Genomic DNA, 22,695 nt, shown 5'->3' with positions numbered 1-22,695 from the left:
TGCGATCTTACAACCTCCGGCCGGAAAGAAAAAATGACACCCAGGGCGGCGAGCAACAATACATCAATGTAATAACTATGCGATACAAACTTCTTTTGCTACTGGTTCTTTTTGGCACGGCACTGCACGCGCAAGTAAGCGTAGACCTGAAAGGCTTCAACAGGAAAAACGGCGCATCGGCAACCGCCAACGGCGACCTGCTGACAGTGTTGTGGCCCACGGGTGAAAAGAAGACAGGCAAGCTCATTGTTGATCTGTCGGCCGGGCAACCCGTCTTCAAGAGCATCGAGCTGCAGGAGGGAGGCAAAAACCACGCTATCGCTACCGGCCTCGACGCAGCATTTCTGTTGACCGTCGGCAAGCGGGACCTCGTGTCGCAGAATGGCTGGAACATCTTCTTCGATAAAGTCCCCAACAAGCCTTTCCGTTCGTACGACATCGAGCTCAATAAGCTTTCCGCCGCCGTGAGCACTACCGGAGCAAGAACGGTTATCAGCATTGGTTCTCTAAAAGCACCCGGGTTCACGGGCACGCTGGAGGTCACGTTGTACAACGGAAGTCCCCTGATGAACATCGCCGCCGTGATGTCGACGGAAATAGACTCCACGGCCATCCTGTACGACGCCGGACTGGTATCAAAGACCGCCTGGGAGAAGATCGGGTGGAGCGACGTGGACGAGCAAATGAAGTCCATGAAGGCCAGCCCCAACGATACCGCTACGCTCTTAAAGGTGAAGTACCGAACCATCATCGGTGAGAACAGTCAGGGAAGCCTGGCCGTATTTCCGGCGCCGCACCAATATTTCTATCCGCTGGACGAAGCCTTTAACCTGAAGTTTGCCTGGGCCGGGAATCACTACCGCCGCCTGGTCAATGGTTACGGCATTGGCATCCGGCAGGACTTATTCGGTGACCGGCGGTTTGTGCCCTGGTTCAATGCCCCGCCGGGCACGAAGCAACGGCTGAACTTCTTCGTACTGCTCAGCAGCGGAAACGCGTCGTCGGCCCTGACAGAAGTCAAGAAATTTACCAACAACGACCGCTACGTGGCGCTGCCCGGATACAAAACCATGGCAAGCCATTTCCACAATGAGTTTATCATGAAGGTGGTCCTCGCGAACAAACCCATTCCTGAATCGCCAACCTTTGTCGAGGTCTTTAAACGCACCGGTGTCGACATCGTCCACCTCGGCGAGTTTCACTACACCGCCCATCCCAAAGGTCCGGACAGTCTTCGCTTGAAAGAGCTGCGGGCGTTGTTCCAACAATGCGAGCGGCTGTCGACAAAAGAATTTCTGTTGCTGCCCGGAGAAGAGCCGAACGAATTCCTCGGCGGGCACTGGCTGCAGATGTTCCCGAAGCCCGTATACTGGATTATGTCCCGGAAAGAAGGAATGCCCTTCGTCACAGACGAGCCCGGCTACGGCAAAGTATATCGCATTGCGAACGAAACCGAAATGCTGGAATTGTTAAAAAATGAAAAAGGCCTGGCGTGGACCGCGCATCCGCGCACCAAAGGCTCCACGGGATACCCGGACAAGTATAAGGCAGCGCCGTTCTTTAAAGATAAGCACTTCCTGGGAGCCGCCTGGAAAGCGATGCCCGCCGATCTCTCCCTTCCCAACCTCGGCAAGCGTGTACTCGATCTCATGGACGACATGAACAACTGGGGCGACCGCAAGAAGGTACTGGCAGAAGCAGACCTGTTTACAATCGAGCCGGAGAACGAGATGTACGCGCACATGAACGTTAACTACCTAAAGCTTGACAAGCTGCCGGAGTATAAAACCGGCTGGCAACCCGTGGTGGATGCACTCGATCAAGGCAAGTTCTTTTCATCCACAGGCGAAGTACTGATCCCCGAATTTACCGTCGACGGAAAGAGCACGGGCGAAGAGATTACCGTCACGGGCCGCAAATCGAATATTACATTCAAGCTAACCTGGACATTCCCGATGCACTATGCAGAGATCGTCTCCGGCGATGGCGCGAAGGTTTATCGCGAGCGGATTGTATTGAATGATACGCGTAGTTTTGGGCAACAAACCATCAGCAAGTCCGTTGATCTCACCGGCAGAAAGTGGGTGCGGCTGGAGGCGTGGGACGTTGCCGCCAATGGCGCCTTTACACAAACTGTCTGGATAAAATAATACCTACATGAAACCAACCCTGGTGGTTATCTTATTTTGTATCGTCGTCACGTTGCAGGCAACATACGCCCAAGCCGTTCTCTTCGAGGAGTCCATTCACATGAAGCGTTCGGTTTGGAAGTGGCAGGATCGGGAGGCGTTTCCGGTGCAAAACGAGGCCGACAGCAGCCTGTCCCTTTTTCTGATCGATCGGAGCTCCGTCCAGGGCCTTCTTTTTAACAAGTCGTTGAAGCTCAGCGATACGCTTCATGCCGAAAAGCAGGGCAGCGGCCCCGCGATGCATCGCATATTGGGTGCAAGCCAGGGCAATGGGGTATATACCCTGTATCTTACCTCCAGGGACCACCGCGATTTTTCGACATTGACCTTCGACTATACCCGACGGGAGGTGCAGCAACACACGCTCAACCTCCCCCTGGAGAAAGAGCGGTTTATCGGCGCCATCGGATACCGTGGAAAACTCTATATGTTCACCACCGTCAAGGGTACCTCTAAATTGAATTTGTACGGCGTCACGCCGGCGGGTCAATACGAGGTGCATACCTACGACTTTACCGGCTCGGCGTTCATGCCAACGAAAGGAAAAGACCGCCTGGACGACGTGTTCCGCGCGCAGCCGCAAACAATGTTAACGGCCATTGACCACGAGGTGCCCAACGACATCGAGCTGACCTCGCAGGTCAACAAGCTCTACACACTGGACCATCAACTGATCATTACCCTCGATAACGAATTGTATCAGACATGGGTTATTACCATTGATCTCAATACCTACCAGGAGGCCTTGAAATACTATGATCAGGGAAAGATCCACTGTGGTGCCGCGCTAAATGCGTCGTCGGCATCGTACATTCACAACAATGTCTTATATCAAATGAAAGGCTGTCCGGGAGAGATGGTGGTACGCCTCACCAGTCTGGCAAAAGGTGAGATGCTCCAGGAGTATCGGATTCAGGATACAGAAGAAAAAATTGCATTCATGAATACGCCGTTCCTGCAAGTGAAGACATTGGGCAAGAACGAAAAGGAAAAGGAGCTGAATACCGCGCGGCAGTTCCTGCGCAAACTTTCCAAAGGTAAAGGCGGACTCTCTGTCTATACCACCGCGGCCGGTGTGGAACTGGCAATCGGCAGCTATCAGGCAGAGAGCAAAGGTAGCGGCGCCGTTATGCCTATGCCGATGGGTGGGGGCAGCATCATGACGCCCGGAGGGGTAGTGACGTTGCCTGTATCGTACTATCCCACATACTCTGGATTTGTATCTTCGAAGGCCTCCAGGTCGGTTTATTTCAAAACACTCCTGCACCCCGCTGACTATACCCATAAAGACGGCAACCTTCAGAAAACAGGCTTTGAAGAAATGGCCGACTTTTCGCGCACGCTGGGCGACAAGAGCGTAGCCGAAACCGTATTCAAGAAGGGGAATTATTATGTGCTGGGCTATTACCTGAAAAGTAAGGATCAGTACGTCATGCGCCGTTTTTCCCATTAACCAAAGCGCTGTAACGGGCGCTGGTCGTCAATAGACGCACCGTTGAAGTATGTGCGCTACTATTTTCAGCAACACCGCGATAAGATCGGGACTATTGCAAGTGCCACACCTGCGCTAACGCCTGGCGTTTACACGTGCGCCAGCAAGTCATCCGCGACGCCCTAACCCAATAGTTTGTCCTTTTTTTTAAGTACAACGTACGGTGATCCTGTATATACCGGTATTTAACGATCAACAATTTCCCCAATCCTCACGAGTATACCATCAGTTGTAAACATTCCATACAGCTATCCACAAATTTATGTGCACAACTCTTTCAGTAGTCATTCAATAGCCGGCCAATCGAGAGGATATCCCACTGATAACATAATTTTAAGCCATTTATACACCACTCATGACCGTGATCTTTATACGTATGGGTCATTTGATGGTCCGGTTGAAAAATTAAAAAGTATATATGTACAATTGATAGTCTTTTGGCTGACACTCTCTATATTGTACGCGGAAATAGTTTTACCTCTCGCGACCGTTTTAAAAACCAATCGTTTTATTAACCAAGAGTAACCTATGGCCTTTTTAGAAGAACTTAACATTACGGGTAGCCTCGGTAACCTTAGCTTTTACAAGATGCGCGGCGTAGACAAGATCGTCGTGCGGCAAAAAGGCGGGGCGCCGAAGGAGTACGTCAAAAATTCACCCACTTTTAAAGTGCCGCGACTCTATATGAGTGAATTTGGCGGATGCTCGAAGATGGGTAAAGAGGTGCGCTTTATGATGCACCCCGTGCGGGTCTTATCCGACTACAACTTTAGCGGCTTTATTAATAAAGCGCTCAAGATCGTGCAGAAACAGGATGGAGTCGGCGAATTGGGTCAACGCGCTATTATGTTATCGAAGCATCCCGACTTGCTGGCAGGCTTTCAGCTGAATAAAAATACAATGTTCGACTCGGTGCTCCGTACGCCCATTACCTATGTGCTGGATCGTAAGACGTTGTCGGCTCGCGTGAATATACCGGCTTTGCTGCGCGACATCAACTTTCATCCCAATAACAGACATGCACGGTTCTGCATCGACGTCAGCCTGGGCATTGTACCGGACTTCACGTTTGACCCTGGAGAACGTGCCTATAAACCTTCCGCGTGGTATACAGGCATGTTTGCGCCCCAGAGCGTATCCTCGCCGTGGTTTCCGGCCTTGAAGGGATCGCCTGCAACATCGCTGGAAATTGCACTCACCGACCAGGTGCCGGCGGATGATTCGTATAGCCTGATGCTGACGGTGGGTGTACGGTATGGTTCGCCGATGGAAGATGATGTGGTGAAAGATGTGAAACGGGCCGGCGTCGCGAAAGTTATTGCCGTGGCAGGACGTCCGGAAGGAGGAAGTTTGAATGACAAACAACCTGTGAAGGTAACGACGGTAGAAGCGGTTAGGGGTGACGGGGAGAAGCAGCCTACGGTATCCGTGCGGTCTGTGACAGCGTGCACGTATGGCTGGCGTTCTGCGTCGGCGAATCAGCTTGTTGAGTCTGCAGCGTGTTCTGAGGATCAGGCAAAAGCCGAGGCGTTGCTGCCACCGGAAAACAATATGGCTAACGATATACAGGCTCCACGTCAGCCGGAGACCGGCGCTAGGGTAGGTGTCCCGACTTCCAGGGGCTCTGCCACGACCGGGATTGACGCGCCCAATGCTCGAACGGCTGTGGTAGGGCAGGGGTCATTTGTAGAAATTGACCTGTCTCTTCGGGTTCAGCAACATCACGACGCTCCGGGCGACGGAGAGGATGGCTAGTCGAACGGCATGGGTATAAAAGAATCCTTTCCAGGGTTTTCTTTTCGGCGAAGCATAGTATTATTGTCGCATGAAAATCAACTTAGAGGAGATTGCCATACGGATTCACTTCCGGCCGACCGATCTCGGATACGTCATTTATCTCCATGGGAAGCTATATCGCGAGGAGTATGGCTATGGCGAGGCGTTCGAAGCCTACGTCAGCGACGGTCTCTTTGAGTTTTATAAAAATTATGATCCCCGTGTGGATCGTGTGTGGATCTGCGAGCATCAGGGCAGGATCGTTGGCTTTCTGCTATTGATGCATCGCGCGCATAAAACTGCCCAGCTTCGTTATTTCCTGCTCGACCGTGAGTATAGAGGCATTGGCCTGGGTAGGAAGCTGATGGACCTGTATATGAGCTTCCTGCAGGAGGTCGGCTATAGCGCCGCGTACCTTTGGACGACGGATGACCTTCCCGCCGCCGCCCACCTCTACATGTCGTACGGATTCACGCTGACAGAAGAGAAAGAATCGATGTCTTTTGGCATCCCGCTAAAGGAAAGACGCTACGACCTTACGCTCGCTTCCAAAAACTAAAGTACCCCCCACGTCTTATTGAACAGCAAACTCGATCGTATCCTGCGTTCGTACGTTCCCCAGGAAATCAACCGCTTTGATCTTCAGTGAGTGCACGCCCTTTGTCATGAGCTTTACCGGTTGGGTGTAAAGAATTTCAGGGTGCTGGTTCAATGAAAAGTAGATGGCCTTTGTGCCCACAGCCTTGTCGGTGGCAGCCATGTAGAGGATGGTGCCGGCAGCATAGATCGGAATCTCCTGTTCTTTGGCCACCAGCTTTTGCGTGCCTATTTTTTCGAGGCTTGTGTGGAAGAAAATTTCGGGGGCGGTATTATCCACGACGAAGAAAGCTGTCTTTACCGCGGAGTTGTTGACAAGGTCCGTGCCGCTGTAAGAGAGGGCATGCTTGCCTTCGGTAAATACCGAAAACGGAGCTTCGTATGTTGTTTCTACGCTGTTGTCGACTTTATAGTCAACGATCGCACCACCAGATTCGGCGTCAAAGCTTTTTATCGTGAACAATGTTTTGTCGGTCACAAAAAGCGTGTCGCGCGTGTAGACCTTCGGTATGCTGACGCTGTGCGTGACAACGGGCGGGGTATCGTCAATATAGATGGTAGCGACTTGCTTGTCTGTTACGGTAGCGCCAACGTTGCCTACCTGGTCGACGGCCCGGTAGCGGATCGAATAGGTGCCTTGCTTCGCCGGCAATGCAAACGGAGCGGTGTAGACTTTCTCCGGCGCACCGTTGATGCTGTAGAAGAGCTGCTTTACACCCGCTTTGTTGTCGGTCGCTTCGAGCGCGATCAAGGTGCTGGTGCTGGCATAGGATCGTCCTTCGGACACCGCAAAGTCAGCATCGAACGAAGACTTTACTTCGGGGCCTTTTGAATCCAGGTAAAACGTAAACTGACGCGGTGATTCTGTATTGCCTACGTTGTCGGATGAATAATAGGTGAGGGTGTGCTCGCCGTCGGCCAGGCCGGCCGGTGAAATTTTGGTGGCATAGGGCAGGGGCTTGCCGCCGTCAAAATAGTATTCGGTCTTCTTCACACCGGAAGCTTCGTCGCGGGGGATCAGTGAGATCATGGCACGGGGCGAAAGGATTTGGCCATCCAGGTGACCGCCGCTCACTTCGTGATTCGAGGTTGGCGCCGTGAGGTCTACCGTGAAGGTAGCCCACTTGGGTTCTTCAACATTGCCGACGTTGTCGACCCCGAAGTATTTGACAGTATACTCTTTTTCATCGGACAACGCCCCCGGCGCTGAAAGCCTGGTGAACGTCGCCTGGTTGATCGACAGGTACGCGCCCTGCAATCCGGACATCTCGTCTTTGCCTTTTACAGAAATGGTGAGGCCCTTCCCAAAATAGATCTTCGCGGCGGCATGGCGCGTGGCCCCCAGCAGCTCCAATCCGGATACCGGCGCGATGCCATCGGCGTTTACGGCGAAAGCAACCGTGCTCTCTTTAGAGTGGTGATTGTCGTCGTGTTTGATCAGGTGCTTGCCGTGGCCATCCCATTTCATAGCGTGGGCGGTTTCATTGCCTTCGGTGAGCATGACCGCATCCGCTGAATTGGGCGACGGCGACAACTGGAGGTACACCGGCAGGGACAACGGCCAGTAGAGATTTCCCTCGGAATCTTTATAAGGCTTCTTGTCGAAAGCAGGCAGATCTTGAGAGAATGCAGACACTACGAGACAGATTGCCAGCGTAGAGAAGATTAAGCGCATATAGATTTAAGGTTCTAGTTGTGTTAGGCAGATTCAAAATAAAAAAATATTGTCTAAAATGTCATCTTCACTCGTTACCGCCCACGGGCTGGGTATACAGTATAACCCCGGACAACCGCCCCGGCAGGCGAAAATCTACAAATGTCAGGTAAAAAGTACTTTTACTACTGCCCACTGTCGGCGGCAAATTCTCACGCCCAAGCCTCTCATTTCCACCGGCAAGCCGGGGAAGTCAGCGGCCGGCCCGATCTGCGAGCCGTGAAGCGGCACGGGAAGTGGACATAAATCGGGTAGATTACGTTTGTTTCCATACAGGTGTCACAAATACTAAATCTGTATCGACCGGAAGCACCTCAAACCCTTGCCGGCAGAAGCCCACGACCAGGTTTTACTGCCCAAAAGAAATTAATTTTGAGATGTGTCGTTTGGGGAGAGTGTATCCGTTGCATTACTTATTGCCAAACGCCTGAACCAAACCACCCATGAGAAAAATAAGGACTCTTTTCTGCTGTTTGCTGCTGAGCATCGTTGCCCTGGAAATCTCCAGCGCCCAGGTGGCAAAATTGCCAACCCAGTGGACCAAAACGGCCATGAAAGCCGAGGTTCCCTTTCCGGAATATCCCCGCCCGCAGCTACGCCGAAACGATTGGATGTGTTTAAATGGCACATGGGACTATGCCGGTGGCCCCCACGTGGCAAGTACGCAGGATCCCCAGCAGCCGATTGCCTTCAACGGCAACGTCGAGCAGATCCGGGTGCCGTACTGTCCGGAGTCGGTGCTTTCCGGGATTGAACGGAAGCAGGAGATTAATATGTGGTATCGCAGGAGCGTTGAAATTCCTTCGTCGTGGAACGGGAAACTGGTCATTCTGCACTTCGATGCCGTGGACCACCACGCAACGGTATTTGTAAACGGGCAAAAGGTTGGAACGCACGCCGGTGGGTACGATGCGTTTAGCATCAACATTACGCCATTCTTAAAAGCAGGCACAAACATACTAGTAGTGGCCGCGCATGATCCGAACGATGGACGTACGCCCAGCGGAAAGAACGGACCACGGGGTGATTACACGTTTACATCGGGCATCTGGCAAACCGTATGGCTGGAGCCGGTCAACAAGAACTATATCAGCAACATCCGGTTAACACCCGAGCTGGCAAACAGCCGTCTGAAAGTACAGGTAAACGCAGGCACGGCAAAGGTATCGGCGGTTGCACGCGTGGGCAAAAAGGCAATTGCCACCGCTACAGGCGAGACCGGAGTAGCCTTTTAGATCCCGATCAAACACCCCAGGCCGTGGTCACCCGACGATCCATTTTTATATGACCTGACACTGTCCTTGCAGGATGAGACGGGTACGATCACGGACGAGATCACCAGTTATTTTGGAATGCGCGACATCCGGTTGGGCGAGGTGAACGGCGTCGTCCGGCCGTTGCTAAACAATGAATTTGTCATGCAGGTTGGGCTCCTGGACCAGGGCTACTGGCCGGATGGTATTTTGACGGCACCCACCGACGCTGCATTGAAATATGACATAGAGTTCTCCAGGCGGGCAGGTTATAACCTGATCCGAAAACACATGAAGACCGAGCCCCAGCGATTCTACTATTGGGCGGATAAGCTTGGATTACTCGTGTGGCAGGACATGCCGGCCATCTGGTATCAGCATGAAGACACGGCCCGGGTACGTGCAAACTTCCGGAGGGAATGGAAGAATATCATCGACGATCATTACAATTCCCCGTGCATTGTTGCCTGGGTACCCTTCAATGAAAACTGGGGCGCGTTTGATGTAAGGGAGATCACCGACTGGACAAAACGTTATGATCCGTCACGATTGGTAAACGGTAACTCTGGTTTCAATAATAACCCTGGCTACCAGGAGGCCTATGGCGATCCTGGCAACGGTGATTTTGTCGACACGCATATTTACATTGGTCCGAACGGTGCATCGGTGCCGGATGCGAAACGGGCAGCTTCTCTGGGTGAGTTCGGCGGTCTGGGACTGTTTGTCCGCGGGCACATGTGGCCGGTGGAGAATAACGCCTACGATTATGAGCCAACAAAGGCTGCGCTCACGGACCGCTATATACTCCTGATGCATCAGGTCGAGCAATTAATGAAGTACAAAGGGCTTAGTGTCGCCATCTATACACAAACCACCGACGTGGAGCATGAGGTGAATGGTTTATTGACCTACGACCGCGCTTTCGAGAAAATGGACGTGAAGCGGATTCAGGAGGTGAACCAGGCCGTGACCCAGGAAAGCAAAAAGATGAACCCCGGCAAGGTCGTTCCGCCACGGTAACGAGGCTGGTCTCTAACTCCCGCAGGCAGGTACGGTTTTTTCGTTGCTCATGGTAAAACCGTGTGTTATGAACCTCCATGCCATCAAATCGACTTGTAGTAAGATCTATCACACCTTTTCGACAGAGGGTGCCCAGGAAATACCTGCATCCGAGCTCTCGCTGCTGATTGCTTATCTGAACGTATCACCCACGACAGTATACTGCATGGAGGTGGATGAAGCTGGCTTTGTGTTCTCGACCCCGACGGCGTCGTTTCGATATCATCACGACGAGAAGCCCGAGGAGCGCCTGATTGATGTTGTTTAGTTTCCCACGAAGTTCATCGTGCCATTTCATTATCCCTTAAACGCCCATACGACGCCGGTCGATAGCCCGAACGCGAACAGGTATTCTTTTGTGTGGTCGTCTGTTGAGATCGAGTTGAAATAATGCTCTATAAAAGGTTCTGCCCGGAGAGAAAATCGATGCCCAAGGGCATATTCTAACCCGGCGCCCAAGGTAGCCGACCAGGTAAATCTGGCGAAGCCTACGGTCTTGGCCGAGGCGTGATGATCATCGGCCATGTCCACCTTCGTTTTGCGCGAAAGGAATACGCTCGTGGTAACGCCACTCACTGCATATACGCGTAGGTGTTCAAGGCTCGCAAAGGTGTAATTTACATGCAGCGGAAGAGCCAGGAATTTGTAGCGATAGATCGTGCGGCTTTTCCCGGGCAGGCCTTCGGCATCGCCTGACCAGGTAAGATCTTCATAGCGCGTTTTTATGGCGTGGTTGGCATACTCGACGCCGCCCAATAAGTCAATACGGTCGCTGATACGATAGCGCACTTGTGCGCGCGCTTTAAAGCCGGTCCCCGGCACTTCATTGTCGCGCAGGGCCTCCAACCAGCGGCTGTCGGCATCGAAATGCAGCGAGCGATAGCTGTACTGCGGAGAGAAGGTAAGTGCCAGTCCTGTAAACCGGCGGACTTTTGTCGTATCCTGGGCGACGGCGGCTATCGGAAAAGTCAGTATGATCAGTACGATGAAGTATTTCATACTACAGGCTTTTCATGTAGGAACGGATAAGCTCAAGCGCTTCTTCGTGCACCACGGAGGTGCCAATCAGGGGCATACGTCCTTCCGACAACTGGTCAATGATTTGGTCACGCTTTCCGGATATACCCGTATTCGACAGGGAAGTGGTATACTCCAGCTGCAGCCGGTCGCCACCGTCAAAGCCACCGGGGCGATGACAATGTGCGCAATTCACATCCAGGTAAGCGCGCGTCCGTTCTTCCAGGCTATACGTTATATTCTGCCAGTGGGGTAGGGCTGTAATTTGTGCAGGATCGACATTGCCCAGTATACCTTGTTGTTGGAAGTAGGAGAGTTGGTTGACGACAGCGCCATTGCGCGACACATCCGTATTCAGGTTTCGAAGCTTGGGGCCGATCGGTATAATGGCGTTGTCTGATGAATGGCATGTAGCACACTCGTGGTTGGAGGGTACGTGATACGAAATGACCTTTCCGTTACCACGTTCGTCTATCCAGTTCACGGTTTTGTTAAGACCGGAGGTCACCAGCCGGGCGTCGGTCTGTGCATCGTTCCAGAGGTAGGTGCCCACACTCCAGGTTTCTCCGGATTTAATCTCCAGGCGTGTTTCAATCAGCTGTCGCCCTTTAGACGTGTCGCGTTTGTCATGAAAATAATAGAACGTCTTTACCAGGATTGTGCCGTCGGGGAAGTTGGGCAGGCCGTCCTGCTGTGGTCCGAGTATCTGCCCGGACGGTACCTTGACCAGGCGTTGTTTTTCGGCGTAGTCGGAGAAGAGCTCCGTGGATAACTCGTATGGATGAAAGCCTGCTGTGGGCTGGAGTGCCGACGGATTTCCTTCGAAGATGTGATAGCCCGACAGGGCCGGTTGCAGCGCCACGGTGTTGTCAATGTGGGCCAGTCCATCCTCGTTGCACGCGATCAGAATAAACGCCAGCAGCGCCGCCGCGATCAGACTGTTTAAGGCAAAGTATTTCCAGGTGAACAGTGGTTGTCGTGCGTCCATGGCTGTCTCGGTTATCATGTACGATCCTACGACAACCGAAAAAGCGGTTACCCTCAGCCAGTGTCAAAAATATTCCGATGCTGTCGGGGTGCGTTAAAATCTCGACAATTTCCTTTTCTTTGTTCCTGAACATAAAATGTCTTTCATGTATCGTGCTTCCCGCCCCATTAGTCTGAAAACCCGGATTTCCATCATTCGACAATATCCACTTCTGCTTATTTTTACAGCTGCTTCCGTGATGCTTTCGGTTGCCTTCTTTCTACTTTATAGCACCATCTTTGCAATTGTCGAGCGCGGCGAGCCAACACCTGATTACGACAAGATCGAGGCCGAAGGGGTAACCGCAGAAGGGGCGATCATCGATATTGACACAAAAACCAATGTAACAATTAACAACGAGCACCCCTCCGTCATCGCTTACAGCTACTCACGCGACGGCGAGCTTATGCACGACACGTTCACCACCCTGGACCCAGACAGAGTGGATCTTCTAACTATAGGCGATGCGATTACCGTACGATACCTGGGCAATGCTTCCATGATTGAGGGGCTGGAACCCTTTGAATTTCCTTTCAATATCATCATTTGGATTGTTGCCACACCCTTTGCTATTGCGGCGGTTGTGCTGGTCATTATTCTGCTGGTGCGTACCCGGAAAATAGTAAGCCTGCACAAATACGGAGAAATAAAAGATGCCACTGTCATCTCGATCACGCCCACCGGCCTGGCTCTGGCCCGGCAGCTTGAAATATACTATCAATACACCACACGCCTTGGTCCGGTACTTGGCAAATCGCTCTCCAGTGACCACGCGTTGCAATTCGAGCATAAGTCCGGTGACACGATCAAAGTCTTTGTATCGCCTAAGGATGAAAGTCAGTCGTGCGTGGTGCCGCGAGGGGAAATCCAAAACCCGCCCGAGCTTTTCTCGAAGTAAGATTTAGATATCTTTACCCGGAGTTACTATCCCATGGTCTTTTTCAGCTTTACCAAGCACAGCTTCATTCCGCCGTTTAAGTTTTCGCAAGACGATTACACGGGAATCCGAGCGACACCGGATTATGCAAAGGCGATAGTCCGTCCGGACTGGGAGTTCTTTCACAAAAACTACAAGATACAGTTATCGATTGCTCTACTCGCCGTCGTGGCGATGTGGGTGGGTGGGGATTATCTAAAGGGGCAGACCTCAGATTGGGTTGTGATCGTATTCTATATTGTATTCCTGGTGGATTTTGCAAAATGCCTGGACTATGGCTTGAGTGCATACTCTCTTTGGGAAGTAATCCGAAAGAAGAAGAAATTCTATGGCGTGGTAAAACGTATTGCGGATGGCGCGGATACGTATGATGAATTCGTTGAGCGGTTTAATAACCGAAACAGACTTTAGGTTTGGCATACCTACCGTTGCAATATCTACGGTATTCTAGGACTGCCGGTAGGCTCAAACTTTGCACCGATTGTTGATGCTGAGACTTACTTGTTATTTCTTTTCCAGTTGAAGGAGAAGTCGAAAAGAGAAGTTGAAAGCCCTTTGGATTTTTTATCCATGATATCGAGATCGTATTCTTCGCCGGAAGTGATTTTTTCGCCTTTTATTCTTTTGAACTCGTGGAAGATCGTTAGAAGGGACGTGTAATCCCAATTATAGGTACCGTTAATGTCTTGGGACTTATTGCTGGATTTTATTCGAAGGTAATACTCGTCACGTGAGCGGCCGGTGTTCTTTGACCGAATTTCGATGCGGGAACTTTTGATGTCAATTTCTTTCTCCCACCGGGTGTTCAGGGTATACCCGACGATCAAAATCTTGTCGTTTGCAAAATGAACTTCGTTGACAAGGCGCCATGACAGGGTGAACACAGCGACCGTCCACATAACGAAGCAACATGAAACGAACATCAAATACCCCGAAAGATCATCGTCCACTTGGAAATATAAATAGATGCCGAATGCGATAAGGGCAAACGGAGCGTATTTCAACTTCCAGACTTCCTTACGTACTCTTTCCCAAAAGCTCAAGTATATCGTCGTCAGCGTCATAATGGTCAATTAATCCCTTGCGATGGCGATTGTAACCGGCTGAGTGTTTCTAAATTTTCGGCGGTTTGCTACCCGCTGTTGGAAAATTAGATACCAATTGGTATCTTCGTGGCATGCGGGATCCGGAGGCTACGAAAGAGACCATTTTGAAGAAATCGGGCGTGTTGTTCAATACGCAGGGGTATAAGGCGACGTCGATTAGTCAGATCACCGATGCCACGGGCTTTACGAAGGGTGCGATCTATCGGCACTTCGGCAGTAAGGACGATTTGGAGCGGGAAACGCTGGCGTTTTTATCCAATATTCTCTTTGGGAAGCTGCGTGTGATCATTGTCAATGAAAGCAATTCGGTGGACAAGCTTCGCGGTATTTTTAAGTTCTTTGAATCGTATATCTCCAATCCGCCGCTGAAGGGAGGGTGCCCGTTGTTGAATGCGGCCATTGAGGTGGATGACGCGCATCCGGCGTTGCGGAAGGAGGCTGTTAAGACACTGACCGTTTTGAAGAAGTCCTTGATGACGATTCTTCAAAATGGAATAGAGCACAAGCAGCTGAAACCGGATACCGATGTGATGTTCTTTTCGACGTTGATTATTGCTGTGCTGGAAGGGGGCATTATGATGAGCAAGCTGGAAGGAAACAATAATGATATCCGGAAAATGATCAAACATTTGAATGATCAACTGGAAACGATTACGCTTTGATTTGTTTTGTCCTAATAGATACCGATTGGTATCTACGAACGTAGATAATAAAATGCAACTGCCATGAAAAAAATAATGACCAGAACCATCGGACTATGGATTAACCTCCTGGTCTGGGTGGCGCCCCGCACGGCGGCACGCGTGGGATTTGAGCTCTTTTGCAGGCCGTTTCGGGGTAAGATGACGGACAAGCACCTGGCGTTTCTTCATTCGGGTGAACGGTTTTCTTTTGCGCATGCCGGGGAGACTATTCAGGCTTATAAGTGGGGGAGTGGAAGCCGGAAAATCCTTTTATTGCATGGTTGGCAAAGCCACACGTTCCGGTGGAAGAGTTATGTCGATGCGTTAGATAAAGAGAAATATACAGTCTATTCCCTGGATGCACCGGGGCACGGGTTGAGTAGTGGTAAGTTCATGACGATGCCGTTATATAGCGAGGTGGTCGAGAAGTTCATCGGACAAATAGGAAGTTTGGATACGGTCTTGTCGCACTCCATTGGCGGCTTTACGGCCATTTATACATTTTACCGGTTGCCGGAGCTGGCGCCGGAACGGTTGGTGGTCCTGGCGCCGCCTGGCGAGGCACAGGACTTTATCTCGTTCTATACCGGCGAGCTTAAACTTTCGTCCAGGGCAGTCAGGCTGATTGTTGATTATTTTGAAGCACGGGTAAAACAGGCGCCGGCGTATTTTTCTGCGCCCAGGTTTGCGACAAAGTTAAACAGCCGGGGACTACTGATCCACGACGAAGAGGATGGCGAGGCCTCGGTTGAACATTCCAGGCGGATCAATAGCGTGTGGAGCAATTCTCAGCTGATTATTACAAAAGGCTACGGGCACAACCTGCGGTCGAAGAAAGTGGTTGACTATGTGATGGATTTTGTGGAGCACGATCTTGTGGAGAATTAATCGCTGCGTATATTCATACACATGCCCAATGGATTGCCGGCGACACGATGGTATTCCTCGACTTGAACGACCAGGACGAGATCCTTACTGTGGAGATTTCCAGGTATGTGCCCGAGATCATTCCCGAGCCCGACCGCTATGCGTTTAAGGCTACGTCACAAGAGACGCGCTACGCGCTAACTCTTGCGCCAGCTATTCCCGCTTGACGGCTGTCATTTGTTTGACAAGGTCATTTTTAAAATAACGGTTTTATGTAGCTGGCTTTCGTCTTTCAGGTTGTGTTGCTCGTCGTACCCCGACCATTGGCTGTTGGCGATGTAAAAGAACGTATCGTTTGTGATGCAGCCATTGGTAGGCTCATTGAAAGCGGGGTGTCCGCGATCTATAATGGTGAAATTTGTGATAGCAGTATGTGCTGCATTGAGGTAGTACCGGGCGGCCCGCATGGGATTTGTTCCGTTTTGGATGGCGATCAGGCTGTTCTTATACCATAGCAATCCGTCGATGGATTTTAGCGAGACATCGTGTGTGTTTTCGAGGAGAATCAGCTCTTTTGTTTTGACGTCCAGTCGGAAGATTCCCTTGACGTAGTCAGCGATGAATACGTGGCTTTCATCATCGGAAAAAGTAATGCCCTGAAGGCTCCAAAGCTCAGACGAGGTAAACCAGGGGATAAGTTTCTGCGTGGTTTCTTCTAAGGTAAAAATAGTGCTGTTCCGGCTATCTGAAATAAATACGGTACCCTTAGCAGATATTAACAAATCGCCAAAGACAGCATTGGTCTTTTCGGCCGTCTGGTATTTACCGAGGAGTTTTCGTGTGGACAGATCGTACTTGAACAGCGCGGAGGTTTGACTACTGTCGTAGTTCTTCATTACGGGCAACGGCGAAGAACAAGCCCAGAGTATATTTCGCTTTTCGTCGAGTCTGATGCCGAGTACGGCAGTCAATCCATCCTGTGCTTCCGACGTGAAGTCGGTCAACACACCGTTGTGCAGGTGTACGACCTTACGCTGGTGGACGGCGGCACCGTACAGGCCGCGCTTGCCAACGGCAATAGATTCAAGATGAAGCCGGCGATCGGGGAGGACGAAGGCTGTGTCGGATGTTATGATGGGGGTTCCTAGTGAGCTTTGCAGCGCCAGCAATTTTTTGAAATCCTCCCGAGGCTGTAGTTCTTTTAATGCGTCAGCCTGAAGGTCAAAGGCAGCGTTTGTGAGGACCGCGCGCTTCAAGAAATTTATGGCTTCCTCCGGTCTGTTTGTTAGCGCACAGGCAATGCCACGTTCGTATTGTATTCCCTGGTGATAAGGATGGAGTGTACTCGCCTGGACGATCATGTCGTAAAACCGCGGATAGTCTCCGGCCTTTTTGGCTTCCAGGGCCTGGCCGTAGTAATAGGAAAGATCTTTCTCTTGTGCTGCGGCCCCTGACAGACTGATTATGAATACGAGCAAGACAAGAGTAGCTTTCATGGGCATACGAATGCAAGTTTAGAGGCCGTCTTTGTTGATCCAGGCTTTAAATGCTCGCCTGTGGGCATAGATGAACGTAAGTAAGACGAACAACGAGAATAGTTGTATTTTTAGCGCGCCTATCCCCACATAATATACCGTTGGGTTGAAGGTAATTATATTGAGCGACCCAAAGACGAGCGTAATTCCCAGGAAGATGGCGGAAATGGTTCTATTCAAAAAAAAAGTTGTAACTGCGATTGCTGTTAATATGTAAGCGGCCTTAAGCCGCAGTGTTAGCGCAGTGTCGGTTGTTATAATAGAAATCCCTGTATAAATCAGGGCTATTACCATAAGCGCGAGTGGAATTAACTCTTTGTTTTTTTGACTGTTCATTGACGTTCAAATCTTCCGATTATTTTAATCGTTCCAGCTTGCCTTTTCGTTTGACCAGGTTTTTGTAGTCCCATTGTATTTCACGGGCTTTCTTGAGCCAGCGGGCGAGATCTCGTTTTTTTACCTGGTCCACGGCGGTATAGCGCATTTCGGCGGCCTTGAAGGTGCCTTCTATTTGCAGGGCGTCTTCTTCGAACGACTGGCCGCTCCAAAATAACAGCCGGATGCCGCCCTTCAATTTACTGTAGCCAACGATGGGGTTACCGTCCAGGAACCAAACGGGGTGGGCATGCCAGATTTTGTTCTCTGCCTCCGGCAAATGGCGATTGATCTCCTCGGCTAAGGCGTTGCAGATTTCCTGTTCTTCCGGCGATTGCCCATCGTTGTAGGCCTGGACTTCTTTGTTCATATGCAATCGGGTATGCTTGTAACGTGTTGAATTTTTAAGAAGACTTTTTGCTAAGATAATGCTGAAATTTGAGTAAATAATAGATTTTTGAAGGTGAATAAAGAGGGGATAATGAAAACAACCGTCGGACTACTTACGTGTGAACGGCTGCCAGAGCTCAATCCGGCGGACCAGGCGTTAATACCACTTTTTGCAGAGAAGAACATCACGGCCGTTCCGGTCATCTGGAAAGCTTCAGATGTTCGCTGGGAGGATTTCTCAGCATTGGTCATTCGGAACACCTGGGATTATTACCAGGAAGCCGATGCCTTTCGCGATTGGCTGGATGCCATGGAAAAGACCGGTGCGCTCATGTTTAATCCTGTGCAGGTTGTGAAAGACAACATGCACAAGTTCTACCTGAAGCGATTCCAGGAAAAAGGTCTCACCATTATTCCGACGTTATTTTCGGCGGCAACCGCTCCCGTAAAATGGGAGATGCTCCAGGCCCAGGCCTGGGACCAGGTAGTCATCAAACCGGCGATCTCGGCGGGGTCTTTTCTTACTCAGACGTATACGACAGCGACATTAACACCGGAAACTTTTTACGATGTTATTTCCCAGGGAGATTGGCTTATCCAGCCCTACCTGCCGGAGATCACGACGGAAGGCGAGCTGTCCATGATATTCTTTAATGGCGCCTTTTCACATGCAGTATTAAAGAAGCCCAAAGATGGCGACTTCCGCGTGCAGCGGCAATATGGCGGGCTGTATCAACGGGTTGAGCCCACGTCCGAGCTTTTGCAGCGGGCACAACAGATTGCCACATTGGAGAATGAGCTGCTATACGCCCGGGTGGATGGTGTGATGATTCAGGGCAAGTTCCATTTGATGGAGCTTGAGCTGATCGAGCCGGATTTATACTTTGAGTTCGGTGAAGATATCCGTCAGCGGTTTGTCGAAAGTGTGATCGAGAAAATGCAGAGCGCCCGCGCATGAACATCGTCATTGTATATAGTCACCCCAGTCAAAACTCCTATACCTACCAGGTACTGGAGCAGTTAAAGAAGGCATTGCTGCAAAAGGCATGGTCGGTCGAGGTATCGGATTTGTACGCGATGAATTTCAAGAGCGACATGACGGAAGAAGAGTACGCCCGGGAGGCCTTCGCTAAAGTTGATTTGCCGGTTGCGCACGACGTTTTGGAGGAGCATAAAAAGATTCAGCGCGCAGACTGTATAATATTCCTGTACCCCGTTTGGTGGAGTGATTGTCCGGCTAAATTAAAGGGCTGGTTTGATCGCGTGTTGACAGTGGGCTTTGCATATAAACCATCGGATAACGTTCCGGGGATGAAAACTATAAAATACGGAGTCGCACTTTGTACGGCCGGCTATACCAGCGCCTTTTTGAACGAGATCGGAATCGCACAGAGTATGGAGAATGTCATGCTCAACGACCGATTTGGGAAAAGATTTGAGCATAAGGAAATGATCATCCTCGGTGGCACACTGGATTTAGAAAGTGTTAGGCACCAACATGCGGATCAGATCAGGGAGTTGATAGACAAAATAGAAGTAGTGAGTGCCAGGTTATAGCAACCGTGTTTATTTTCTTGCGGACAGCACCCGCATCGCATACGCCATCATCTGCTCTGGAAAAAGGAACGTAGCGAACATAATGCCCGAGAATCCCAGGCAGATCCAGATATTGATAAACGAAAGGATAAAAATCGTAACCGACATGGCCGTTGCCAGGAAGTAATAGCGGGTGATCATTTTCAGCAAGGCCTCGGACTCGTGCTTCATTAGATCCATACGGACGGCATATAGCCAAATAAAGAACATGGCCGTGCCCATCAGCGCGAAGTTGAATGCGTAAACGCTCACAGCCGTGCTCTGTTGGGGAGTATTAATATATTTCGATATCAAGGCGGTGGCAAAGGGCGTAAAGGTCACCACCAGCAGCTTGAAGCCGTTTAGTAGCAGGAGCTTGCTGTTGTTTTTATAGATATGGTCGAACATGTAGTGGTGATTGATCCAGCACACCAGGATGGTGAAAAAGCCGATCAGGAAGGAAAGGTATGTGGCCCAGTCGGCCATCAGCAGATTCAATAGGTCTTGCCCTTCGGAAACAGTGGGGACGTGAATATCCAGGACAAGCAGGGTGATGGCGAACCCAAATACCCCATCGCTGAAAGATTCCAGCCGGGATGTCTCTTTAACAGTCGTCATAAAATAAACTCGGGTTTAAAAATAGGAAAACCCGAGTTTTCACAAGCGTTCTTACGAAAGAAATATGGAAAGATCCCGAAGGATCACGCCTGCAACCGGAATTCCTTCGGCGCCACGCCTACCTTGTTTTTGAACATCTTGGTGAAATGGGAGGGATGCTCGAACCCCAGGTCGTAGGCAATTTCACTGATGGATTTTGAGGTGCCCCAGAGCAGGGACTTAGCCTTTTCCACCAGTTGAAGGTGAATGTGTTCCTGGGTGGTCTTGCCGGTATATTTGTTCAGCAGATCCGACAGGTAATTGGGGGATAGGTTCAGCTGCGTGGCAAAATACTTTACATCCGGCAGCCCCTCGTCAATCAATGTGTCTTTAGAGAAATAGTCCAGCAGTGCCGTTTCAAATTGCTGGACGATGTCGTGGTTGACTTTTGCGCGAATCAGGAATTGCCGGTCGTAGAAGCGCGTGCAGTAATTCAGAAGCAATTCAATGTTGCTGACGATCAGGTCTTGTGTATGCTTATCGATGTTCTGTTCGTACTCGCGCCGGATATTCATGCCGCATTCGCGTAGGATTTTTTTCTCCGTGTCGGATACGTGCAGCGCTTCGTGTGTATCGTAGTGGAAATAGGAATAGCCCTGTATCTTCTTGCTGAGTGCCGCGCGGTAGAGCAGGTCGGGGTGAAAGAAGAGTCCCCAACCTTCGTTGTAAGAGATCTTACGTTGTGTATGGATGGCCTGGCCGGGGGCGGTAAACACCAGCGTGCCTTCGTCGAAGTCGTATTGTGAGCGCCCGTATTTCATCGAGCCTTTGACCTGTTTGAGGTATACCGAGTAGAACCCCAGCCGGTACGCTGTTTCGTTTTCGTTGAAGTTGTCGCGGTTGACTTCATCCAACGAAATAAACGATACCAGCGGATGTTTGGGGGCCGGGATACTGTACAGACGATGCAGGTCGCTGATGGTTGCGATGTCAACAAAGGAGCCGGTCATGGGCATTGATTTAATAAAGATACAGATTTCTTACAGATACATACCGCCGGAAACTTCGATGCGCTGTCCGCTGATCCACTTCGCGTCGTCTGAGCAGAGGAATGCTACGACGCTGCCAATATCGTCCGCCTGACCGAAGCGCGGAAGCGCAGTAATGGCTTTGATCATATCCTGTACCTGTGTGCTGTTGCGCAGTCTGCCGCCGTTGAAGTCTGTGGCGATGGCGCCTGGGGCCACTACGTTGGCGCGGATGAAACGTGGCCCGAATTCCCTGGCCATATATTTTGTGAGCGTCTCCACGCCTGCCTTGACACTGGCGTATGCGCCGCTGCCGGGATGGGTGAACCGCGTCAGCCCTGTCGAGATGTTTACAATGGCACCGCCATCGTTCAGGAGGGGGAGTACTTTTGTCGTGAGGAACAGCGGCGCCTTTAGGTGCACACGCACCAGCTCGTCAAATTGCTCTTCGGTAGTGTCGGCCATGGACGGTACGGTGACGCCGTGCCCCGCATTATTCACCAGGTAGTCGAAGCGCTCGCGCTGAAAAGTCTTCAGGGTGTCTTGCAAGGCGGCCGTAAAGTCCTCGAAGCTGCGCGTGTCGCCTACGTTGAGCTGCAGAGCGGCGGCGCGGCGGTCGGTTTGCTGGATGGTTTCCACGACAGCCTGGGCTTCGTCCTTCTGGCTGTTGTAGGTAATGATTACGTCGTTGCCGCGTTCGGCCAGACGTAGGGCTGCGTCTTTGCCCAGGCCACGGCTGCCGCCGGTTACGAGTGCGATTTTTGTTGTTGATTGCATGCTTTGTTGTGTTTTAGATGAATCAAAGGTCTGCACATGGAAGGCGGTCGACTTATACCTATTCCTGAAGTGCTTATACATTTCAAGGGTATCAAAGCCGTGAATAAAGGGACGTAAAGCCCCGGATTACCTCCTAAACCCAATAAATCCGGTTAACGATGGGCTAAACCGCCTAAAAGCCTCCGAAAGCCTAATTCTTACAAATTCTATCTTATTTAACTTTCTAATATTTACTATTTCTTATTGTAGTATAAAAAGAAAGTAAATGAAGATATAAAATAACGCTTATATTTATTAAAGCCTTCTTTTACCCACTTTAATACCGATAAGCTATGAAAAAGCATTTTACTGTCGTTTTTATGGCGCTGCTCCTGGTCAGCGCCGGGTTTGCACAAAGCGTTACGTACACCGAGTCTACGGCGGAGATCCAAAATCCCGACCGTGGTTTTTACACGCCTCTCAATGGCGTTGCCAGTTCCTTTACGCCGCTGACGGCCACGCAGCTGACCAGTCTGCGGAACAATCCGTTTACTCCCTGGCAGGGAAATTATACCGTAAGTCCCACGATCATCTTCCGGCACTATGTATTGGACATCTTCAAGTCCTCGGCGTTGTCGGCTTCATTCCTCAGTGGCGTGCAGGCCGACTTTGATGCTGCCAGAACGGCGGGGGTGCGTTTGATGATCCGGTTCTCGTATACC

25 protein-coding genes are annotated in these 22,695 nt (G+C 50.8%); 15 read left to right on the top strand and 10 right to left on the bottom strand.

The features are described from left to right. Positions 1 to 77: 77 nt before the first annotated feature. From KK062_RS23185 to KK062_RS23170, 4 genes are all read left to right on the top strand, one after another. Positions 78 to 2,150 carry a CehA/McbA family metallohydrolase domain-containing protein gene (locus KK062_RS23185; protein WP_254086748.1) on the top strand — a complete coding sequence of 691 codons (2,073 nt, stop codon included), beginning with the start codon at positions 78 to 80 and terminating at the stop codon, positions 2,148 to 2,150. A 7-nt stretch (positions 2,151 to 2,157) separates the two neighbouring features. After that, entirely contained in the window at positions 2,158 to 3,642 is a 1,485-nt protein-coding gene (locus KK062_RS23180; RefSeq protein WP_254086747.1) for a hypothetical protein, read from the top strand. A 567-nt stretch (positions 3,643 to 4,209) separates the two neighbouring features. Beyond that, a complete protein-coding gene (locus tag KK062_RS23175; protein ID WP_254086746.1) occupies positions 4,210 to 5,436 on the top strand; it encodes a hypothetical protein in 1,227 nt (408 codons plus the stop codon). Positions 5,437 to 5,506: 70 nt separating this feature from the next. Next, positions 5,507 to 6,016, top strand: a complete 510-nt coding sequence (locus KK062_RS23170) for a GNAT family N-acetyltransferase (protein WP_254086745.1) — start codon at positions 5,507 to 5,509, stop codon at positions 6,014 to 6,016. Positions 6,017 to 6,031: 15 nt separating this feature from the next. Here the strand turns inward: KK062_RS23170 and KK062_RS23165 are convergent, their stop codons facing one another. Continuing rightward, positions 6,032 to 7,729, bottom strand: coding sequence for an OmpL47-type beta-barrel domain-containing protein (locus KK062_RS23165; protein WP_254086744.1), 1,698 nt, complete (start codon positions 7,727 to 7,729; stop codon positions 6,032 to 6,034). A gap of 482 nt (positions 7,730 to 8,211) precedes the next feature. Between KK062_RS23165 and KK062_RS23160 the strand changes: the two genes are divergently transcribed. From KK062_RS23160 to KK062_RS23150, 3 genes are all read left to right on the top strand, one after another. Then, positions 8,212 to 9,003 carry a sugar-binding domain-containing protein gene (locus KK062_RS23160; protein ID WP_254086743.1) on the top strand — a complete coding sequence of 264 codons (792 nt, stop codon included), beginning with the start codon at positions 8,212 to 8,214 and terminating at the stop codon, positions 9,001 to 9,003. Further along, the gene (locus KK062_RS23155) at positions 9,004 to 10,041 is read left to right on the top strand and encodes a glycoside hydrolase family 2 TIM barrel-domain containing protein (protein WP_317195806.1); all 1,038 of its coding nucleotides are present in this window, start codon (positions 9,004 to 9,006) and stop codon (positions 10,039 to 10,041) included. A 67-nt stretch (positions 10,042 to 10,108) separates the two neighbouring features. Further along, positions 10,109 to 10,348, top strand: a complete 240-nt coding sequence (locus KK062_RS23150) for a hypothetical protein (protein ID WP_254086742.1) — start codon at positions 10,109 to 10,111, stop codon at positions 10,346 to 10,348. A gap of 29 nt (positions 10,349 to 10,377) precedes the next feature. On the opposite strand, the gene KK062_RS23145 is transcribed toward KK062_RS23150, so the two are convergent. Both KK062_RS23145 and KK062_RS23140 read right to left on the bottom strand, forming a co-directional pair. Further along, a complete protein-coding gene (locus KK062_RS23145; RefSeq protein ID WP_254086741.1) occupies positions 10,378 to 11,079 on the bottom strand; it encodes an outer membrane beta-barrel protein in 702 nt (233 codons plus the stop codon). A 1-nt stretch (position 11,080) separates the two neighbouring features. Next, a complete protein-coding gene (locus tag KK062_RS23140; RefSeq protein WP_254086740.1) occupies positions 11,081 to 12,085 on the bottom strand; it encodes a hypothetical protein in 1,005 nt (334 codons plus the stop codon). A 145-nt stretch (positions 12,086 to 12,230) separates the two neighbouring features. On the opposite strand from KK062_RS23140, the gene KK062_RS23135 reads away from it, so the two are divergent. Further along, positions 12,231 to 13,022, top strand: a complete 792-nt coding sequence (locus tag KK062_RS23135) for a DUF3592 domain-containing protein (protein WP_254086739.1) — start codon at positions 12,231 to 12,233, stop codon at positions 13,020 to 13,022. A 33-nt stretch (positions 13,023 to 13,055) separates the two neighbouring features. Then, positions 13,056 to 13,472, top strand: a complete 417-nt coding sequence (locus KK062_RS23130; protein ID WP_254086738.1) for a hypothetical protein — start codon at positions 13,056 to 13,058, stop codon at positions 13,470 to 13,472. 86 nt (positions 13,473 to 13,558) lie between these two features. Here KK062_RS23130 and KK062_RS23125 read toward each other — a convergent pair whose 3' ends face one another. Beyond that, on the bottom strand, positions 13,559 to 13,960 hold the full coding sequence (locus KK062_RS23125; RefSeq protein ID WP_254086737.1) for a hypothetical protein: 402 nt from the start codon (positions 13,958 to 13,960) through the stop codon (positions 13,559 to 13,561). Positions 13,961 to 14,238: 278 nt separating this feature from the next. Between KK062_RS23125 and KK062_RS23120 the strand changes: the two genes are divergently transcribed. The 3 genes from KK062_RS23120 to KK062_RS23110 all read left to right on the top strand — a co-directional run bounded on the left by KK062_RS23120 (position 14,239) and on the right by KK062_RS23110 (position 15,944). Next, positions 14,239 to 14,829, top strand: a complete 591-nt coding sequence (locus tag KK062_RS23120) for a TetR/AcrR family transcriptional regulator (protein ID WP_254086736.1) — start codon at positions 14,239 to 14,241, stop codon at positions 14,827 to 14,829. A 63-nt stretch (positions 14,830 to 14,892) separates the two neighbouring features. Beyond that, positions 14,893 to 15,738: an alpha/beta hydrolase gene (locus KK062_RS23115; RefSeq protein WP_254086735.1), complete on the top strand. Its 846-nt coding sequence runs from the start codon at positions 14,893 to 14,895 to the stop codon at positions 15,736 to 15,738. Positions 15,739 to 15,785: 47 nt separating this feature from the next. Continuing rightward, positions 15,786 to 15,944 carry a hypothetical protein gene (locus KK062_RS23110; RefSeq protein WP_254086734.1) on the top strand — a complete coding sequence of 53 codons (159 nt, stop codon included), beginning with the start codon at positions 15,786 to 15,788 and terminating at the stop codon, positions 15,942 to 15,944. A 6-nt stretch (positions 15,945 to 15,950) separates the two neighbouring features. On the opposite strand, the gene KK062_RS23105 is transcribed toward KK062_RS23110, so the two are convergent. The 3 genes from KK062_RS23105 to KK062_RS23095 form a co-directional block, all read right to left on the bottom strand. Then, the gene (locus KK062_RS23105) at positions 15,951 to 17,219 is read right to left on the bottom strand and encodes an NHL repeat-containing protein (RefSeq protein WP_254086733.1); all 1,269 of its coding nucleotides are present in this window, start codon (positions 17,217 to 17,219) and stop codon (positions 15,951 to 15,953) included. A gap of 12 nt (positions 17,220 to 17,231) precedes the next feature. Further along, on the bottom strand, positions 17,232 to 17,432 hold the full coding sequence (locus KK062_RS23100) for a hypothetical protein (protein WP_254086732.1): 201 nt from the start codon (positions 17,430 to 17,432) through the stop codon (positions 17,232 to 17,234). Between the two features lie 175 nt (positions 17,433 to 17,607). Continuing rightward, positions 17,608 to 17,997 carry a DUF1801 domain-containing protein gene (locus tag KK062_RS23095; RefSeq protein ID WP_254086731.1) on the bottom strand — a complete coding sequence of 130 codons (390 nt, stop codon included), beginning with the start codon at positions 17,995 to 17,997 and terminating at the stop codon, positions 17,608 to 17,610. A 111-nt stretch (positions 17,998 to 18,108) separates the two neighbouring features. On the opposite strand from KK062_RS23095, the gene KK062_RS23090 reads away from it, so the two are divergent. Together KK062_RS23090 and KK062_RS23085 are read left to right on the top strand one after the other, a co-directional pair. After that, on the top strand, positions 18,109 to 18,975 hold the full coding sequence (locus KK062_RS23090; RefSeq protein WP_254086730.1) for an ATP-grasp domain-containing protein: 867 nt from the start codon (positions 18,109 to 18,111) through the stop codon (positions 18,973 to 18,975). Then, entirely contained in the window at positions 18,972 to 19,574 is a 603-nt protein-coding gene (locus tag KK062_RS23085) for an NAD(P)H-dependent oxidoreductase (RefSeq protein WP_254086729.1), read from the top strand. Before KK062_RS23090 ends, KK062_RS23085 begins: the two co-directional genes overlap by 4 nt. Before the next feature lie 9 nt (positions 19,575 to 19,583). On the opposite strand, the gene KK062_RS23080 is transcribed toward KK062_RS23085, so the two are convergent. From KK062_RS23080 to KK062_RS23070, 3 genes are all read right to left on the bottom strand, one after another. Next, entirely contained in the window at positions 19,584 to 20,210 is a 627-nt protein-coding gene (locus tag KK062_RS23080) for a TMEM175 family protein (RefSeq protein WP_254086728.1), read from the bottom strand. An 83-nt stretch (positions 20,211 to 20,293) separates the two neighbouring features. Then, entirely contained in the window at positions 20,294 to 21,199 is a 906-nt protein-coding gene (locus KK062_RS23075) for a helix-turn-helix domain-containing protein (protein ID WP_254086727.1), read from the bottom strand. 30 nt (positions 21,200 to 21,229) lie between these two features. Further along, the gene (locus KK062_RS23070) at positions 21,230 to 21,994 is read right to left on the bottom strand and encodes an SDR family NAD(P)-dependent oxidoreductase (protein WP_254086726.1); all 765 of its coding nucleotides are present in this window, start codon (positions 21,992 to 21,994) and stop codon (positions 21,230 to 21,232) included. Positions 21,995 to 22,326: 332 nt separating this feature from the next. Here KK062_RS23070 and KK062_RS23065 point away from each other — a divergent pair. Further along, positions 22,327 to 22,695: DUF4874 domain-containing protein (locus KK062_RS23065; RefSeq protein WP_254086725.1), on the top strand; the 369-nt coding region annotated here is incomplete at its 3' end.

The sequence above is a fragment of the Dawidia cretensis genome, from assembly GCF_018598175.1.
GTDB lineage: Bacteria > Bacteroidota > Bacteroidia > Cytophagales > Cyclobacteriaceae > Ohtaekwangia > Ohtaekwangia cretensis.
The sequence above is the reverse complement of the archived record's forward strand: the minus strand, read 5'-3'. Positions and strand labels throughout refer to the sequence as shown.

Bases quoted from the DNA above. Each gene is read 5' to 3' on its own strand.
- KK062_RS23185 (WP_254086748.1), top strand. From the start codon at position 78: ATGCGATACAAACTTCTTTTGCTACTGGTTCTTTTTGGCACGGCACTG.
- KK062_RS23180 (WP_254086747.1), top strand. From the start codon at position 2,158: ATGAAACCAACCCTGGTGGTTATCTTATTTTGTATCGTCGTCACGTTG.
- KK062_RS23175 (WP_254086746.1), top strand. From the start codon at position 4,210: ATGGCCTTTTTAGAAGAACTTAACATTACGGGTAGCCTCGGTAACCTT.
- KK062_RS23170 (WP_254086745.1), top strand. From the start codon at position 5,507: ATGAAAATCAACTTAGAGGAGATTGCCATACGGATTCACTTCCGGCCG.
- KK062_RS23165 (WP_254086744.1), bottom strand. From the start codon at position 7,729: ATGCGCTTAATCTTCTCTACGCTGGCAATCTGTCTCGTAGTGTCTGCA.
- KK062_RS23160 (WP_254086743.1), top strand. From the start codon at position 8,212: ATGAGAAAAATAAGGACTCTTTTCTGCTGTTTGCTGCTGAGCATCGTT.
- KK062_RS23150 (WP_254086742.1), top strand. From the start codon at position 10,109: ATGAACCTCCATGCCATCAAATCGACTTGTAGTAAGATCTATCACACC.
- KK062_RS23145 (WP_254086741.1), bottom strand. From the start codon at position 11,079: ATGAAATACTTCATCGTACTGATCATACTGACTTTTCCGATAGCCGCC.
- KK062_RS23140 (WP_254086740.1), bottom strand. From the start codon at position 12,085: ATGGACGCACGACAACCACTGTTCACCTGGAAATACTTTGCCTTAAAC.
- KK062_RS23135 (WP_254086739.1), top strand. From the start codon at position 12,231: ATGTATCGTGCTTCCCGCCCCATTAGTCTGAAAACCCGGATTTCCATC.
- KK062_RS23130 (WP_254086738.1), top strand. From the start codon at position 13,056: ATGGTCTTTTTCAGCTTTACCAAGCACAGCTTCATTCCGCCGTTTAAG.
- KK062_RS23125 (WP_254086737.1), bottom strand. From the start codon at position 13,960: ATGTGGACGGTCGCTGTGTTCACCCTGTCATGGCGCCTTGTCAACGAA.
- KK062_RS23120 (WP_254086736.1), top strand. From the start codon at position 14,239: ATGCGGGATCCGGAGGCTACGAAAGAGACCATTTTGAAGAAATCGGGC.
- KK062_RS23115 (WP_254086735.1), top strand. From the start codon at position 14,893: ATGAAAAAAATAATGACCAGAACCATCGGACTATGGATTAACCTCCTG.
- KK062_RS23110 (WP_254086734.1), top strand. From the start codon at position 15,786: ATGGTATTCCTCGACTTGAACGACCAGGACGAGATCCTTACTGTGGAG.
- KK062_RS23105 (WP_254086733.1), bottom strand. From the start codon at position 17,219: ATGCCCATGAAAGCTACTCTTGTCTTGCTCGTATTCATAATCAGTCTG.
- KK062_RS23095 (WP_254086731.1), bottom strand. From the start codon at position 17,997: ATGAACAAAGAAGTCCAGGCCTACAACGATGGGCAATCGCCGGAAGAA.
- KK062_RS23090 (WP_254086730.1), top strand. From the start codon at position 18,109: ATGAAAACAACCGTCGGACTACTTACGTGTGAACGGCTGCCAGAGCTC.
- KK062_RS23085 (WP_254086729.1), top strand. From the start codon at position 18,972: ATGAACATCGTCATTGTATATAGTCACCCCAGTCAAAACTCCTATACC.
- KK062_RS23080 (WP_254086728.1), bottom strand. From the start codon at position 20,210: ATGACGACTGTTAAAGAGACATCCCGGCTGGAATCTTTCAGCGATGGG.
- KK062_RS23075 (WP_254086727.1), bottom strand. From the start codon at position 21,199: ATGACCGGCTCCTTTGTTGACATCGCAACCATCAGCGACCTGCATCGT.
- KK062_RS23070 (WP_254086726.1), bottom strand. From the start codon at position 21,994: ATGCAATCAACAACAAAAATCGCACTCGTAACCGGCGGCAGCCGTGGC.